Origin of the sequence: Indiicoccus explosivorum (assembly GCF_002167005.1) — a bacterium.
Taxonomy (GTDB): domain Bacteria; phylum Bacillota; class Bacilli; order Bacillales_A; family Planococcaceae; genus Indiicoccus; species Indiicoccus explosivorum.
This window is the reverse complement of sequence record NZ_NHTN01000035.1, coordinates 37,872-52,825: the sequence shown is the minus strand read 5'-3', so window position 1 is coordinate 52,825 and position 14,954 is coordinate 37,872. Positions and strand designations below refer to the sequence as shown.

15 protein-coding genes are annotated in these 14,954 nt (G+C 54.8%); 3 read left to right on the top strand and 12 right to left on the bottom strand.

What is annotated here, in order from left to right; translation table 11 throughout:
- From CCE92_RS11065 to lplA, 6 genes are all read right to left on the bottom strand, one after another.
- On the bottom strand, positions 1-1,246 hold a 1,246-nt coding region (locus CCE92_RS11065; RefSeq protein WP_088007844.1), incomplete at its 3' end, for an AMP-binding protein.
- Between the two features lie 96 nt (positions 1,247-1,342).
- Positions 1,343-3,268 carry an ABC transporter permease gene (locus CCE92_RS11060; RefSeq protein ID WP_088007842.1) on the bottom strand — a complete coding sequence of 642 codons (1,926 nt, stop codon included), beginning with the start codon at positions 3,266-3,268 and terminating at the stop codon, positions 1,343-1,345.
- Positions 3,240-4,013, bottom strand: a complete 774-nt coding sequence (locus CCE92_RS11055) for an ABC transporter ATP-binding protein (protein ID WP_088007840.1) — start codon at positions 4,011-4,013, stop codon at positions 3,240-3,242. The genes CCE92_RS11060 and CCE92_RS11055 overlap by 29 nt, the downstream gene beginning before the upstream one ends.
- A 5-nt stretch (positions 4,014-4,018) precedes the next feature.
- A complete protein-coding gene (locus CCE92_RS11050) occupies positions 4,019-5,020 on the bottom strand; it encodes a sensor histidine kinase (RefSeq protein ID WP_088007838.1) in 1,002 nt (333 codons plus the stop codon).
- A complete protein-coding gene (locus CCE92_RS11045) occupies positions 5,020-5,724 on the bottom strand; it encodes a response regulator transcription factor (protein WP_088007836.1) in 705 nt (234 codons plus the stop codon). Before CCE92_RS11045 ends, CCE92_RS11050 begins: the two co-directional genes overlap by 1 nt.
- A 71-nt stretch (positions 5,725-5,795) precedes the next feature.
- A complete protein-coding gene (gene lplA / locus CCE92_RS11040; RefSeq protein WP_088007834.1) occupies positions 5,796-6,788 on the bottom strand; it encodes a lipoate--protein ligase in 993 nt (330 codons plus the stop codon).
- A gap of 144 nt (positions 6,789-6,932) precedes the next feature.
- On the opposite strand from lplA, the gene yhfH reads away from it, so the two are divergent.
- Complete coding sequence (gene yhfH / locus CCE92_RS11035) at positions 6,933-7,055, top strand: protein YhfH (RefSeq protein WP_088007832.1); 123 nt, start codon at positions 6,933-6,935, stop codon at positions 7,053-7,055.
- A gap of 152 nt (positions 7,056-7,207) precedes the next feature.
- On the opposite strand, the gene CCE92_RS11030 is transcribed toward yhfH, so the two are convergent.
- From CCE92_RS11030 to hemE, 4 genes are read right to left on the bottom strand one after another with little or no spacing between them, the layout of a single operon-like run.
- A complete protein-coding gene (locus CCE92_RS11030) occupies positions 7,208-7,687 on the bottom strand; it encodes a FixH family protein (RefSeq protein WP_088007830.1) in 480 nt (159 codons plus the stop codon).
- An 18-nt stretch (positions 7,688-7,705) separates the two neighbouring features.
- Positions 7,706-9,115, bottom strand: a complete 1,410-nt coding sequence (gene hemY / locus CCE92_RS11025; RefSeq protein ID WP_088007829.1) for a protoporphyrinogen oxidase — start codon at positions 9,113-9,115, stop codon at positions 7,706-7,708.
- Between the two features lie 25 nt (positions 9,116-9,140).
- Positions 9,141-10,076, bottom strand: a complete 936-nt coding sequence (gene hemH, locus CCE92_RS11020; RefSeq protein WP_088007853.1) for a ferrochelatase — start codon at positions 10,074-10,076, stop codon at positions 9,141-9,143.
- 24 nt (positions 10,077-10,100) lie between these two features.
- Positions 10,101-11,150: a uroporphyrinogen decarboxylase gene (hemE, locus tag CCE92_RS11015; protein ID WP_088007827.1), complete on the bottom strand. Its 1,050-nt coding sequence runs from the start codon at positions 11,148-11,150 to the stop codon at positions 10,101-10,103.
- Positions 11,151-11,355: 205 nt separating this feature from the next.
- On the opposite strand from hemE, the gene CCE92_RS11010 reads away from it, so the two are divergent.
- Both CCE92_RS11010 and CCE92_RS11005 read left to right on the top strand, forming a co-directional pair.
- Positions 11,356-11,865, top strand: coding sequence for an antibiotic biosynthesis monooxygenase family protein (locus CCE92_RS11010; protein WP_088007825.1), 510 nt, complete (start codon positions 11,356-11,358; stop codon positions 11,863-11,865).
- A 153-nt stretch (positions 11,866-12,018) separates the two neighbouring features.
- Positions 12,019-13,197, top strand: a complete 1,179-nt coding sequence (locus CCE92_RS11005) for an amidohydrolase (RefSeq protein ID WP_088007823.1) — start codon at positions 12,019-12,021, stop codon at positions 13,195-13,197.
- A gap of 83 nt (positions 13,198-13,280) precedes the next feature.
- On the opposite strand, the gene ribH is transcribed toward CCE92_RS11005, so the two are convergent.
- Both ribH and CCE92_RS10995 read right to left on the bottom strand, forming a co-directional pair.
- The gene (gene ribH, locus CCE92_RS11000) at positions 13,281-13,748 is read right to left on the bottom strand and encodes a 6,7-dimethyl-8-ribityllumazine synthase (protein ID WP_088007821.1); all 468 of its coding nucleotides are present in this window, start codon (positions 13,746-13,748) and stop codon (positions 13,281-13,283) included.
- A gap of 12 nt (positions 13,749-13,760) precedes the next feature.
- Positions 13,761-14,954 carry a bifunctional 3,4-dihydroxy-2-butanone-4-phosphate synthase/GTP cyclohydrolase II gene (locus tag CCE92_RS10995; protein WP_088007819.1) on the bottom strand — a complete coding sequence of 398 codons (1,194 nt, stop codon included), beginning with the start codon at positions 14,952-14,954 and terminating at the stop codon, positions 13,761-13,763.

The window sequence follows — 14,954 nt, the reverse complement described above, 5'->3', positions numbered from 1 at the left end:
TTTTGCGGTCGACGATATAGAAGTAGCCGTCTTCGTCCATACGCGCCAAGTCCCCTGTATAGAGCCAGCCATCCCGGATGGCGGCGTTCGTTTCTTCAGGCATGTTGTAATAGCCTTTCATCACGTTCGGCCCCCGGACGATCAGCTCCCCGACTTCCCCCGGCGGAACTTCATCACCAAGTTCATCGACGACTTTATTTTCCACATTGATGATCGATTGTCCGATCGAGCCCGCTTTCCGCTCGCGATCAAGCGGATTGAAACAAGTGACAGGTGATGCCTCTGACAGGCCATACCCTTCGGATACCCGCACATTGAATTTCTCTTCGAAGTTGTGCAGCAGCGCCACAGGGAGCGAAGCGCCGCCCGATATGGCGAGGCGGATCGATTCGAAGTCCTCCTTACTGCCTTCAGGGAACTGATAAAGGAAATTGTACATGGTCGGGACACCGGCAAACACGGTCGCCTTTTGGCTGCGGATGACGTCGAAGACATCCCCTGGACTGAATTTTGGAACGAGCAGGATGGCAGCCCCTTTCAGCAGCGGAGCATTGACGACGACGGTCAGCGCGAATACGTGGAATACAGGCAGCGTCGCCACAACCCGGTCGTCGGTGGAAAACTGAAGGTATTCCGCCACGTCGCGTGCATTGGAGTACAAGTTGCCGTGCGTCAGCATGGCACCTTTCGGCTTTCCTGTCGTCCCTGAAGTGTAAAGGATGACAGCCGTATCATCCGCCGCCGTTTCAGCCGGTTCCGCCGTGCCTGCTGTGCCTGCCAGCAAGGCGGAGAATGCGTGTGTCTTCCCTTTCACACTGTCGGGAAGCGCTTTCAGTTTGTCGCCAGTGGCAGGGTCTGTCTCGCAAATGACGAATGATTCAACAGCGGGCAGCGCCGCATGCGCCTTTTCAACGAGCGGAAGCAGCAGATCAAGCGCGATGACCGCTTTCGCCTCACTGTTTTGCACAATATAGGCGATTTCATCAGGTGTATAAATCGGGTTGATCGGAACCGCAGTGGCGCCGACCCGCATGACGGCATACAAGGAAATCAGGAAATGCGGAGTGTTGCCGAGCAGAAAAGCCACATGGTCGCCTTTGCCGACGCCCAATTCTTTCAATGCCGAGGCGAACTTCGCTGAAGTCTGTTCGAATTCCCCATAAGACACTTCTTTTTCCTGGAACACATAAGCAGTTTTTTGCGGTTCTTCAGCCGCAATATCACGGACACGGGTCACTAAGTTCATGCTTAATCCCTCTTTCTTGTTGAATGAACACTCATTCATTATTGTCGTTTTCATTTTATAATAAATCTTCAGACAAAACAACAGGCACCGCAAAATTTACGGTGCCTGCAGATGCGCGAGATAGCGCCAGCGGATCAGATAGAAATAAAGGATTTGCAGCACGGTGAAGCCGGCCAGGACGACCGTCATTTCCAGGAAAATGGAGGATGCGGCAAATTCATCCCAAACAGTCTGGAGCGTCACAAAAGCGAAACCGCTATGGACGAGGGCGACGGTCCACGGCAGGAAAAACTGCGGGATCAGCTGGCGATTAACGACTTTCCGCAGTTCCTGCTGCGTCATCCCAAGCCGGATCAGCAGTGCATACTGTTTCCTGTCGCGTTCAAGTCCTGTGTACAGCTTGAAATAAATGAAGCTTCCCGCAGCGAGGAGGAACACAGCCGCCACGAGGACGCCGATCAGCAGCAGCAAAGCGAACGAGGACTTGAACCAGTAATAACTGAAACCCGGATTCTCAAAGTAGAAGTTGATGTCCCCGCCTTCCGTCTGCGCCTCTGCCATCCGTTCCGTGAGCACTTCCCCGACCCCAGCCGTTTCCGTCCAGGCAGGCACATCGAATGCATAGTAAGTGAAGATCTCCGCATTGTCCGACAGCCCGGCCGGCGGTTCATCGACCGCCAGAAAATCTTCATCCGACAGCACGAGTGTGTTATCTCCGAGTGAATGGGCCGGAAAAACCGCATGCGGGTACGGGTCGATGTTTTCCAGAGAAATCGAGCTTTCCTCAAGCAGGAGGTCCTGCTCCTCCATCTGTTCCGCAAGCGTTTCATCAGAAGCGATGGATAGGGCCTCCCCTTTCCGCAGATCGGCGGCCGGCTGTCCGAGTGCGCCAGCAATCCGGTTGAACTCCTGTTCCTTCAAAAGCTGAACAGCAACCCCGGCTTCCGCCGACGTCTGCTGTTTCACAGTGAGCGGGACCAATTCATAGGCGAGCCCCTCCGCGGCCAGTTCCTGCTGGAGGTAAGCGGCATGTGTCTCTCCGAGTTCTTCGCTGCCGAACGACAGGTAGATGAGCCCGAGCGGATTGTGTTCCCGGAAATCGCCTGTATAGGACATGAATGACGCGAGCGTGCCGACAGTCAGGAACGCGACCGTCGAGACGATCGTTACGATGAAGAACATATGCGCGCTTTCTTTCAGTTTGACGGCCGACTCCGCAATGGACACGAGGCGCGTCTGGCGCCAGTATGCATCTTTTCGGTCTTTGTAAAGGGAAAGCAGCCAGTGGACGGTGTGAGTGAAGAATAAATACGTCGCGACGGTGGCGAGCGGCGGAATCACGATAGTCATCAAATAGACGGTGCTGTCCTTCACCGCAGCGGCGAGCGCGTAGGAAATCACGAGGAACAGGACACCCGCGACCGCGAACGGTCTGGAATAGCTGCCGGTTCTTCCGTTCTGCCACTCCCCCCGCAGCAGGTCGGTGATCCGGCGGGTCCGGATGAAAAATACACTGATGACCGAGATGAGCACGAACAGACTGAGGAAAGCGAAAAGAGTCAGGACGAACGGCTGCCACGAAAAATACAGCGGCAGATCATCCATCTCCATCAGTTCCCTGCCGATCATAAGGAAGAACTTGGCGAACGCAAAGCCGAAGATCATACCGGCGGCAATCGATACCATGCCGATGATCATCGTCTCGAGGAACACGAGCCAGCCAAGCTGGATCCGGGTCATCCCGAGCTGCATGAGCAGGCCGAATTCCTTTGACCGCGCCTGCAGGAACGCCCCCATGGAATAAAGGAGAAAAAACAGCGTGAACACATAAAGCACCAGTTCTGCCGCGAACATCCCCCTGAGCGCAAGCCGCTCCAGCCCTTCATTGCGGAACTGCGGATGGAAAATGAACATGGAATAAATGAAAAACACCATGACCGAAAAGACGCTCGCCAGAAAAAAAGCGGCATAGCTCCTTCGGCTTCTCAGCACGTTACGGAAGGCGAATTGCCGAAAGGTCATTCACGTTGCCCCCAAGCAGCGACAGCACATTCAGCACGCGCTGATAAAACGTCTGGCGCCGGTCATCTCGGTAAATCTCATTGAAAAATTCACCGTCTTTTATAAACAGCACCCGATCACAGTAACTGGCAGCGACCGGGTCATGTGTCACCATCACGATGGTAGCCCCGCGGGCCCGGCTTGCATCCGACAGCAGCTCCAGCACGTCGCGCGATGTCTTGGAATCGAGGTTGCCGGTCGGCTCGTCCGCCAATATGAGGGATGGCTCATGGATCAGCGCCCGGCCGATCGCTGTGCGCTGGGCTTCCCCGCCCGAAATTTCACTCGGGCGTTTATGGAGGATACCGGTCAGGCTCAGCTGCTTCGCGACTTCCAGCACCCGTTTCGCCATCCGGTCGGTCGGCACGTTGTCGAGCGTCAGCGGCAGCACCAGATTCTCTTCGACTGTCAGCATTTCAAGCAGGCCGAAATCCTGGAAAACGAAACCGAGTTCACGCCGCCTGAACAGCGCCAGTTCATTTTTGTCGAGGGCATACGGATCGGTCCGGCCGATCTGCACGTACCCACCCGTCAGCGAATCGACTGTCGAAATCACGTTCAGAAGAGTCGTCTTGCCGCTCCCCGACGGTCCCATGACCGCGAGGAACTCTCCCTGCTCCACTTCAAAGCTGAGCTGATTGAGCGCCCGGTGCGTCACCTTTCCTTCATATACTTTCGTCACGTCTTCGATTTTCAGAAGCGGCATCCTTTTCACTCCTTATCTGACTGCTCTTGCTGATGGAACAGAAGGGAGACTTCTGTCCCTTCGCCCGGTTCCGATGAAATTTCCAGTCTGTGCCCGAGCTTTTTGCAGACTTCGTCGGCCAGGTACAGGCCCATGCCGGTCGATTCGCCGGTCCTCCGTCCGTTCTCTCCCGTAAAGAAAGGCCGGCGGATGCGGGCCAGGTCCGAAGACGGTATGCCGATCCCTTCATCCCAGATCTTCAGCAGCACGTCTCCATTCTTGCAAGCCGCTTCGATGAAGACTTTCTTATCCGGTTCGAATGTGTATTTCACCGCATTCGTCAGAAACTGGCTAATGGTGAACTTCATCCACTTCCGGTCGGTCGTCACTATGAACTCCTCGGGAATATCAATGGACGGATAGACCCTTCTGGAAATGAACAATCGTTTATTTTCCGATACGGTCTCCTGCACCAGTCTGCGCAGTTCCACCTTGTCGACCTGCATATCTTCCTCGAACGTCTCCAGCCGGGCATTCATCAGTACTGTCTCCAATCCCGCCTTCAGCCGGTCCAACTCTTCCTGCACACTTTTCCTGTCGAGCTCCCCCTCTTCCTGCATCAGCATTTCCAGCACGGCAAGCGGCGTCTTCATCTGGTGCACCCATTGGTTCATGAAGCGGATCTGCCGGTTCTGACCGGCATAAAGCGCCTGCACTTCCTGCTGATACAGTTTGTAGAGCTCGTGCATATACCGCTCCGTCTCCAGGAGTTCAGGCGTTTTCGCATTGCGCTCCAGTGCGCTCTCCATCGATTCGGGCCGGCTGAGGACCCGGCGGTAAAACGTATAGCGCCGGATGAATTTCGACAGCAGAAACACCGCCAGCAGCAGGACCGCCATGATGAAAGAGTAAGTAAAGGTGTCTGTGCTCCGGAATCCGTCAAGCCAAAAAAGGAAGAGGATGAAGATGACGAGGAGTATACCGAAGATCAACAAAGCGGCGTTTTCCCTGAAAAACAGCCGCACCATCATGTCTCCCCTTCTTCCAGCAGCAGCCGGTATCCGGCACCGCGCACCGTTTCGATCGATGATTTGACCCCGTAATCCGACAGTTTTTTCCGAACGCGGGTCATGTTGACATTCAGTGTATTTTCATCGACGAACGCCTGGTCATCCCAAAGTTCTTCCAGAAGCTGTTCCCGCGCCACCACTTTGGGATACTGCTGCATGAGCAGTTCCAGAATCGAGCACTCTTTTTTCTGGAGCGGAATCACTTGCTTGCCGATCTGGAGCTCCAGGCGCTCCAGATACAGCGTGAGCCGTCCGGCCTGTATCACCCGCTCCTCCTGTTTCGGCGCATATTCCCCATACGAGCGGCGTAAATGGCTTCTTATTTTAGCAAGGACGATTTCATAATGGAAAGGTTTCGTGATGAAATCATCTCCGCCATTCTCCAGCGCAAACACCTGATCCATGTCACCTGAACGGGCGGATATGAACAGCACCGGGCAAGTCGTCTCCTGGCGGAGCTGGCGGCACCAGTAATAGCCGTCATACGACGGCAAGTTGATATCCAGCAGGATGAGATGGGGCTGGAACGCGGCCGCCTCTTCCGTGATGGCATCAAAATCCTGTGCCGTCCGAACCTCATAGTGGTACTTCCGGAGCGTCGCCGCGAGCAGTTCCGCAATCTTGGCATCGTCCTCCACGATAAAAATCCGATGATCCGCCATGCTCATCCCCCTTTCCTTTTTTCCTTATTGTAGCAAAAGAGCCTGCGCGCGGGCAGGCTCTTCATCAAATCTTAATAAATGAGGTTGACGAATTCCTCTTTTGTAATCCCGCCGAGCAGCGAAGGAATATCCAGACCATCAAGTGCTTCCGACAGCGCCGCGCGCTCATACTTCGCACCGGTAAGCGCCTGCTGCACTTCATCGATGTCGCCGAGACCGAAGAAATCCCCATAAATATGTGCTTCCTGGATGGTGCCGTTTTCCACTTGAAGGCGGACATCGATTCCGCCGACCGGGAACCGGTGCGAATGACGGATATTGAATTTGGGCGATTTGCCGTAATTCCATTCCCAGTTGCCGTACCGTTCTTCGGACAGTTTCCGGATATTTTCCCAATCTTCATCCGACAGTTCCCAATACTTGACGTTCGCTTCCCCGTCGAAAATAGAGTGGAGAATGTACTTTCTGAATTCCTCGATCGTCATCGGCTCATCCAGGAATTCAGAGATGTTCGCTACGCGGCTGCGGATCGACTTGATGCCTTTCGACTCGATCTTATCTTTGCTCACCTTCAGCGCATTGACGACTTCACCGATTTCCGTATCCAGCATCAGCGTACCATGGCTGAACATCCGCCCTTGCGTGGAGAATTGGGCATTCCCGGATATTTTGCGGCCATCGACGACCAGATCATTCCGTCCCGACAGCTCCGCAGCCACTCCGAGCGACTGCAGAGCATCCACGATCGGACCTGTGAACTTGCGGAAGTTGCGGAAGCTGTCTCCATCGTCTTTCGTGATGAAGCTGTAGTTCAAGTTCCCCAAATCATGGTAAACTGCCCCGCCTCCTGACAGCCGGCGGACGATGTGGATTCCTTGCTCGTCCACATACTCCGTGTTGATTTCTTCGATCGTGTTCTGGTTTTTCCCGATAATGATCGACGGCTCATTGATATAGAACAGGAAATAAGAATCCTTTTCCACGTCCCCTTTCCGAAGCACGTATTCCTCAATTGCCAGGTTGATACGCGGATCGGTTATCCCTTTATTGTCTACAAAATACACCGTACCACTTCCTTTACAATTAGTTCCCTCATTCAGTTTAACGGAAAGTTTCAAATGATGCATACTTTTCGTTGACACTCTACTACTGTTATAATACACTGTTTATTATCAACACAGTACTACTACAAAAGGAGCGGATGAAAAGTGGAAAATGTCGTCGAATTTTTCAAGAACCTTCCCCCGAAACAGTGTGCGTCCTGTGGCCAAGTGATCGAAGAACAGCATGAGTGTTATGGAAATCATTGCGACTCATGCAACGAAGCGTAAGTACAACAGCCGGCAGCCTTTACAGGCGGCCGGCTGTTTTTCAGAAGGAAGAAGCGGTTTCTGCACGTTCAGCCCGATTTGTGCACGTGTGCACCATTTCCCGGTCGCACGGCAGCAAAAAACCGCCCCGTCTCCGGAGCGGTCTCCAACTTTCATTCGCTGTGGCCATCGTGCCCTTCTTCCATGTGTTCCATGCCATCTTCCGGCCCGCTTTCATCCGGCACGATGCTCGCCGGATCGGGATCGCCGACGGTAAGCTCCATTTGCGGCATCGTATGAAGCCCATTCGCAGTCGTATGTGCAACGAGGTAATACAGCCCTTCCTCTTCAAACACATGCGCAGCTTCGTATACGCCTTCCGCTGTATGTTCGCCTTCGAGCTTCACCGCATTGCTGCGGTCGCCGGATTCCCATACTTCAAAGAGGACTTCATCCGCTTCTTCCACCGGCTCCCCGCCTTGCAGCACCTCCGCTGAAAGGATGACTTCATCGCCAGGATCAGCTGTCGGTGCAGTCAGAATTTCCACTTCGACCGGCTGGAGAGTCCCTTCCGTTTCTGATTCAGCTGAACCTTCAGCGCCGCAGCCGGCGAGAAGGAACAGGACTGAACTTGCCAGCATCCATTTTTTCATCGTTGTCTTCCCTTTCTGTCAAAGCCGCTCCAGTAATGCAGCTGCTGCTGTTTTTCCCTGTTCCGCGCAGTCCGGCAGTCCGATGCCGCCATAAGAACTGCCTGCAAGCTCGACTCCCGGGAACTTGCGCTGAAGTTCCGCTTTCGCTTCAGCCACACGGTCTTTATGGCCGACCGGATATTGCGGCATGGCATTCGGAAAACGGGACACAATCACAAATTCAGGTTCGCCGCGGATGTCCATCGTCTTACGTAAGTCTTCCAATACAGCCTTACTGATCTCAGAGTCCGAAATATCGACGATCATTTCATTCCCCCGCCGTCCGACGTATGCACGGAAAAGCGTGTGTCCTTCCGGCGCGCTGTGGGGCCATTTCCGATGTGTCCAAGTGCAGGCGGTCACCGCGGTGTCGGTATTGCGGGAAACGACGAATCCGGTGCCTTCCAAGTGCTGGTCCACGTCTTCTTCACGGAAAGCGACAGAAACAGTTGCGACTGTCGCAAACGGCATATCATCCAATTCTTCAAGGAAACCGTGCGGCTTGAACAGTTTCTTCGCCATGAAATGGGGCACAGCCAGAATGATCCCATCCGACTGCAGAACAGAACCGTCATTGAGCGTTAAATTCATGGTTTCCCTTTCTGTTTCGCACCGCTCCGCCCGAACACCTTTTAAAATAGCCGCGCCTTGCGATACGAGCGCTTCTTCAAGCGCCCGGACCACTGTATCGAGACCGCCGCGGAACGTCTGGTAGATCCCTTCTCCGGGATTGAGCGGCTGAGGGCCGGTCATCATCGAAGACTTTCTGATCCCATACAGCAGGCTCCGGTGTTCCTGTTCGAGCCGGCGGAATTGCGGAAACGTCGATTCCAGGCTGAGGCGGTCGATGTCACCTGCATAAATCCCCGCGAGGAGCGGTTCGATCAGATTATCGACCAGCTCACCGCCGAAACGGCGGCGGAAAAACGCGCCGACAGATTCATCCGCCTCCGGTGCCGGCTTCGGCAGCATCAGTTCGGCTGCCGCCCGGACCTTCCCGCTCCACGACAGCAGACCGCTCGACAAAAACGGTGAGAAGTCCCGCGGCACACCAAGGATAGATCCGCCCGGGACAGGGTGGAGTTCTTCACCGGACAATACATAAGTCTGACCGGCCGCACTCCGGACGAGCTCATTCTCGAGGCCAAGCCCTTTCACGAGATCCCGCATTCCGGCCTTACGGGCAAGAAAAGAGTCCGGTCCCCTTTCCACGATGAACCCGTCGCGCCGGACCGTCTGGATCTTGCCGCCAAGCCTGTGCGCCGCTTCAATGAGCGTCAGTTCCAGCCGGATTCCCCGCTCACGCGCCTGACGCTGCAGATAAAAAGCCGCTGAAAGGCCGGTGATGCCGCCGCCGACCACTGTCACTTTCCGTGTTCGTTCCGTCACATTTCATCACACTTCCGTTGTCAGTTCACTCGTTCCCGAGCTTTTTGAGAACCGTTTCTGTCATGGCATCGATAAACAAAGGATCGGTGTTCGGCATTTCCGGACGGTAGTAAGCCGCCCCGATATCATCACAAACCACTTTGCATTCGTAATCATTGTCATACAGCACTTCCAGGTGATCCGCCACGAAGCCGACAGGTGTGTACACGAAAGATGTGTACCCCTCATGCTCATACAGGTCGCGCGTCAGATCCTGCACGTCCGGTCCGAGCCAAGGTTCGGGGGTCTGACCGGCACTCTGCCAGCCGATTGCGACGTTCTCGACACCTGCCGCCTGTGAAATCAGTCTGGCCGTTTCCTCCAGCTGCTCCGGATACGGGTCGCCCGCCTGCGTAATCTTTTCCGGCAGCGAATGGGCCGACACGACGAGGCAGGCGTTTTTCCGCTCATCTTCTGTCATCCGGCTGAATGTCTCTTTGACTTTATTGCTCCAGTAACCGATGAATTTCGGTTCATCGTACCAGCTCTCCACCGATGTGATGTGAGGACCGCCCAGTTTTTCAGCCGCCTCTTTCGCCCGGCCGTTGTACGATTTGATCGAGAATGTCGAGAAATGCGGGGCGAGGACGATCGATACCGCTTCTTTAATGCCATCGCGATGCATCGCTTCCACAGCATCTTCGACGAACGGCTCGATGTGCTTCAGGCCGATGTACAGCTTGAATTCGATGTCCTCCTGGGCGTCGTTCAGCCGGTCGCGAAGCGCTTCCGCCTGTTCCCGCGTGATTTTTGCGAGCGGTGAAATGCCGCCGATCGCTTCATAACGTTCCCGCAAATCATCGATGCTTTCCTGGCTCGGTTTGCGCCCGTGCCGGATATGCGTGTAATAGCGTTCAATATCTTCTTCTTTATAAGGCGTGCCGTACGCCATCACCAGCAGTCCCATTGTCTTCTTCATCAGTCGTTCCACCTCATATCAGTCAGTTTAAGAATTCGTTTTTTGCTTCGCGCTGTATTCATGGACAAAAGCGGTCAGCCGCTTCAATGTGTCCGGATCCACTTCCGGGAACACGCCATGGCCGAGGTTGAAAATGTAGCCGTCCGATTCCATCCCCTGATCCACGATGTCCTTCACCCGCTTTTCGATGACACTCCAGTCCGCCAGCAAATATGACGGATCGAAATTGCCCTGCAGGGTTTTCGTCAGCCCCATGCTCCGGGCATCCCGGATCGGCAGGCGCCAGTCCAGCCCGACTACGTCCACAGGAAGGTCATGCCAGTCTCTCGCCAAGTGGCTCGCGCCGACGCCGAATATGGTCAGCGGCATCCCTTCTTCGCGCAGTTCGCTGAAGATCCGGTCCATGACCGGTTTGATGAAGATCCGGTAATCATCCGCACTGAGGGCCCCGACCCATGAATCAAATACTTGAATCGCTTTCGCGCCGGCTCCGATTTGTGCTTTCATGTACGGAATGATCGTATCCGCCAGTTTGTCCATCAGCGCGAACCACGTCTGCGGTTCCGAGACCATGAGCGCTTTCGTCTTGTTGTAGCTGCGCGACGGCCCGCCTTCGATCATATAACTGGCCAACGTGAACGGCGCACCGGCAAAGCCGATGAGCGGCACATCCAGCTGCTCTTCCGTCAGGATCCGGATGGTCTCCAGCACATACGGCACGTCCTGCACGGGATCGATTTCCCCAAGTCTTGCGACGTCCTGCGCTGATCGGATTGGATTAGCGATGACCGGACCGATGCCCGCTTTGATCTCGACGTCCACACCGATCGCCGGCAGCGGCGTCACAATGTCCTTGTACAGGATCGCCGCATCGACACCGTACTGGTCGACCGGAAGCTTCGTGACATATGCGCACAGTTCCGGCTGCTTCGTGATCTCCTCGAGCGAGTACTTTTCCTTCAGTTCCCGATACTCCGGCTGTGACCGGCCCGCCTGCCGCATGAACCATACCGGAACGTGATCGGTCTTCTCCCCGCGCGCTGCACGGAGGTAGTTATCGTTGAACGCCTTTGCCATTTGAATCGCGACTCCCTTTCTGCTGCTCAATTCCGTTTTTTATTCCGATTAAACTATAGATGCTCCATTTCCCATTGTATAGGCACGGCGCCGAAATGTCATAAAATAGACGCTTTGCGCTTCACCGTTTCGCCATAGGTTGTTTTGCGCATTTTGTTTTCGGGAAGTTTATAATAAAAGCAGAAGGAATGAAGGAGGTTTTTTGGTGAATCTGTATATGACCACAGGAACGTACGATTACATGCGGAAACTGCGCGAAAAATACGCCGGCGAGACGATGGTGATCATGCAGGGTGAAAATACCACGCTCGTTCTTCACGAAACGGAAAAGAAAACAGTCTTCGCTACACCAAGACGGTATGAAGTCATCAGCAGTGCAGGAGAGCTGAACGAAAAAGGTTTTTTTGTCTTCAATAATATCCCCGTTTCCGATGAAGGGCGTCCGGTTTTCGAGCACCGGTTCACGAACCGGGCAGGAGCGGTCGAGAACCAGCCCGGATTCATCGCGTTCCGGCTGCTGCGCCCAGTGAAATCCGATACGTATGTCGTCCTGACGGAATGGGAATCCCCGATCTTCTTTGAAAAATGGAAGGAATCACAGGCGTTCAATAAAGCCCATGAGAAGCGGGACACCGACAGCGGGCTGAAAAGCCAGAATATCTTCTCGGGCTCCTCGTATATCACGACGTATCATGCAAAACCTGAAGAGGAATGAAACCGGAACAGGCTGTCCGGCGGGTCGGAAATCCGGCTTGCCGGACAGCCTTTCTTCATTTATTTCCCTTTAAGAATCAGGGCCGTTCACGCAGTGTCCGCTTTTGTGCTAAGCTCTAGAAGTACGACAATTCCGACAACCGAGGTGGAGCGAATGCTGAACGAACTGTATGGAAAATTGGAAGATAAGTACGAGGACATGGTCCAAATCCGCCGCTATTTGCACATGAACCCGGAACCTTCTTTTAAAGAGACGAAAACAGCGAAGTACATAGCGGATTTTTACAGGGAACTCGGTGTCGATGTGCGCACAGATGTCGGCGGCAACGGAGTCGTCGCTGTGGTCAAAGGCGGAAAACCGGGCAAGACGGTCGCACTTCGTGCAGATTTCGACGCGCTGCCGATCCAGGATGAGAAAGACTGTGAATACAAATCCACTGTAGAAGGCGTCATGCATGCCTGCGGCCACGATGGGCATACCGCGACATTGCTGACGCTCGGCAAAACGCTCCATGAACTGCAAGCGGATCTGCCGGGCACGTATGTCCTGATCCACCAGCATGCGGAAGAATACCAGCCGGGCGGCGCCATTTCGATGATCGAAGATGGCTGCCTCGATGGCGTCGATGTCATTTTCGGCACGCACCTTTGGTCCACGAAGCCGTCTCATCATATCGAGTACCGCACAGGCCCGATCATGGCGGCGGCCGACCGGTTCGAAATCAATGTGAAGGGCCGGGGCGGCCATGGGGCGATGCCGCATGAAACGAAGGATGCCGTCGCAATCGGCGCCCAGCTTGTCACCGCTCTCCAGCAAGTCGTTTCCCGGCGTGTCGATCCGCTCGAACCCGCCGTGCTGTCGATCGGTACGTTCAAAGCGGAAAATGCGTTCAACATCATTGCGGATGAAGCGCTGCTCCATGGCACTGTCCGCACATTCAGCGAAGGGACACGTGTATTGGTGGAACAGGAAATGCGCCGGATCTGCGAAGGAATGGCAGCCGCCAGCAGCTGCAGCATCGATTTTGAGTTCGTGCGGGGCTATCCGGCGGTCGATAACCATGAAGCGGAAACGCTGTATTTGAAGAAAACCGCCGAACAAGTGCCGGGTGTCAAAGAAGTGAACGAAAGCGCGCCGCAAATGGGCGGTGAAGATTTCGCCTATTATTTGCACCACGTGCCCGGCACCTTTTTCTTCACCGGCGCGATGCTTGAAGACGAATCGCGGGTTTATCCGCACCACCACCCCCGCTTCGATTTCGACGAGCGCGCCATGCTTGTTGCAGCGAAGACACTCGGTGCAGCGGCCGTCGGCGTCCATGGGGAAGACTGAAAATCCGCTGTCCGATAAGAACTGAAAAACAATTAGGACGGTCCAAAAAAGACCAGCCGCGACGGCTGGTCTTTTTTCATGAATTATCCGAGTTTTTTCATCAGGTTCGCCATTTCAATCGCGGATGCCGCGGCTTCCCATCCTTTATTGCCCGCTTTCGTACCTGCCCGTTCGATTGCCTGTTCGATCGAATCGGTCGTCAGCACGCCGAAAATGACTGGAATGCCGGACTGGTCGTTCACCCGGGAAACGCCTTTTGCGACTTCGCTGCACACATAATCGAAGTGCGGCGTCGCGCCGCGGATGACCGTACCGAGCGTGATGACGGCATCATAGTTTCCGCTCATCGCCATTTTCTTCGCGACAAGCGGGATTTCGAATGCGCCCGGCACCCAGGCGATGGAGACATTGCTGTCTTCCACGCCGTGCCGTTTCAGCGCGTCTTCCGCACCGCTCAGCAGTCTGCCGGTGATGAATTCATTGAAGCGGCCGACGACGATGCCGATCCGCAGTCCTTCGCCTGTTAAAAAACCTTCAAAATGAGTTGCCATGTCCTGTCTCCTTTACAAGTTGAGCAAGTGGCCCAGCTTTGATTTTTTTGCCCGCATGTACGCTTCATTTTCTTCAGTGGCCGGCATTTCAATCGGCACACGCTCCGTCACTTCCAGCCCGTATCCGCCGATCCCCGCAATTTTCCGGGGGTTATTCGTCAGGAGCTTCATTTTACGGATTCCGATATCCCGCAAAATCTGGGCGCCGATCCCATAGTCCCGGAGGTCGTCAGCGAACCCCAGTTTGCGGTTCGCTTCCACCGTATCGTAGCCTTCCTGCTGGAGCTTGTAGGCTTTCAGTTTATTGATGAGTCCGATGCCCCGGCCTTCCTGCCGCATGTAGAGCAGGACGCCGGATTCCGCCTCGCTGATCTGCTTCATCGCCGCGTGGAGCTGAGGCCCGCAGTCGCACTTGTACGAGCCGAACACATCCCCTGTCAGACATTCCGAATGCACCCGGACGAGCACGGGTTTCTCTGGATCGATTACGCCTTTGACGAACGCGACATGGTCCTGTCCTGTCAGCACTTCCGTATAGCCGAGAACATCCAGATCCCCGTACGCAGTGGGCAGGCGGACTTCCACTTCTTTCGAAACGAGCCGCTCGTTCTTCTGTTTATAGGCGATCAGTTCCTGGATCGTCAGGATACCGACACCAAGCCGTTTCGCCACTTCTTTCAAGTCATCGACCCTCGCCATCGTCCCGTCCGGATTCATGATTTCACAGATGACGCCGGCCGGAGCGGCCCCCGCCAGTTTCGCCAGGTCCACCGCCGCTTCCGTGTGCCCCGCACGCCGCAGGACACCCCCTTCTTTCGCGACAAGCGGAAAAATATGCCCCGGCCGCTTGAAATCCGCTGCCTTCGCTTCCGGATCGAGCATTTGCAGAATCGTATGGGACCGCTCGAAAGCGCTGATCCCTGTCGTTGTATGTTTATGATCGATGCTGATGGTGAACGCGGTGCCGTGCTGATCCGTGTTCTGATCGGTCATCGGGTTCAGCTGTAGCTTTTCCGCGATTTCCGGCGCCACCGGAACGCAGATGAGCCCGCGTCCTTCTGTTGCCATCAAATTGACGATCTCGGGAGTCGCCTGTTCGGCGAGCGCCACGAAGTCCCCTTCATTTTCACGGTCTTCGTCATCAACGACGATAATGGCCTTTCCGGCCTTCAGGTCACGCACCGCTTCTTCCACTGAATAAAACAT

Bases quoted from the DNA above. Each gene is read 5' to 3' on its own strand.
- CCE92_RS11060 (WP_088007842.1), bottom strand. From the start codon at position 3,268: ATGACCTTTCGGCAATTCGCCTTCCGTAACGTGCTGAGAAGCCGAAGG.
- CCE92_RS11055 (WP_088007840.1), bottom strand. From the start codon at position 4,013: ATGCCGCTTCTGAAAATCGAAGACGTGACGAAAGTATATGAAGGAAAG.
- CCE92_RS11050 (WP_088007838.1), bottom strand. From the start codon at position 5,020: ATGGTGCGGCTGTTTTTCAGGGAAAACGCCGCTTTGTTGATCTTCGGT.
- CCE92_RS11045 (WP_088007836.1), bottom strand. From the start codon at position 5,724: ATGGCGGATCATCGGATTTTTATCGTGGAGGACGATGCCAAGATTGCG.
- CCE92_RS11030 (WP_088007830.1), bottom strand. From the start codon at position 7,687: ATGAAAAAATGGATGCTGGCAAGTTCAGTCCTGTTCCTTCTCGCCGGC.
- hemE (WP_088007827.1), bottom strand. From the start codon at position 11,150: ATGGCAAAGGCGTTCAACGATAACTACCTCCGTGCAGCGCGCGGGGAG.
- CCE92_RS11005 (WP_088007823.1), top strand. From the start codon at position 12,019: ATGCTGAACGAACTGTATGGAAAATTGGAAGATAAGTACGAGGACATG.
- ribH (WP_088007821.1), bottom strand. From the start codon at position 13,748: ATGGCAACTCATTTTGAAGGTTTTTTAACAGGCGAAGGACTGCGGATC.
- CCE92_RS10995 (WP_088007819.1), bottom strand. From the start codon at position 14,954: ATGTTTTATTCAGTGGAAGAAGCGGTGCGTGACCTGAAGGCCGGAAAG.